1 protein-coding gene is annotated in these 429 nt (G+C 46.6%); it reads left to right on the top strand.

Annotated features, from left to right (window positions below; all coding sequences use genetic code 11):
• Positions 1-40: 40 nt before the first annotated feature.
• The coding region (locus U9S71_RS21150) for a type II toxin-antitoxin system VapC family toxin (protein WP_326329804.1) at positions 41-429 on the top strand (389 nt) is incomplete at its 3' end.

Raw genomic sequence — 429 nt, forward strand, 5'->3', positions numbered from 1 at the left:
TTAAGACCGATTTTAAAATGACCGAAGAAGACTTGTTGGGATGAAGTATCTCTTGGATTCGCATACATTTCTTTGGGCATTATTGGATCGCAAAAAGCTATCGGCCAAGGTATCCATCTTGTTGGAAGATGCCACCAATACGGTATTCGTTAGTTCCGTGAGCTTTTGGGAACTTTCATTGAAGTACCGGTTGGGTAAACTCGACTTAACAGGGGTCTCTCCCGAAGAGCTTCCCGCTCTGGCGCAAGAAAGTGGCTTCGATGTTCTTCCACTCCTACCACCTGAAGCCGCAGGTTACCACCTGTTAAAAGCCGATTGGCACCGCGACCCTTTCGATCGGATGCTTATCTGGCAGGCCATCCTCCACAATTTAACGCTATTGAGCAAAGACAAAAACATCGGCAAATACCAGTCTGTGGGATTAAAGCA

This window comes from Parapedobacter flavus (assembly GCF_035818675.1).
Lineage (GTDB): Bacteria > Bacteroidota > Bacteroidia > Sphingobacteriales > Sphingobacteriaceae > Parapedobacter > Parapedobacter flavus.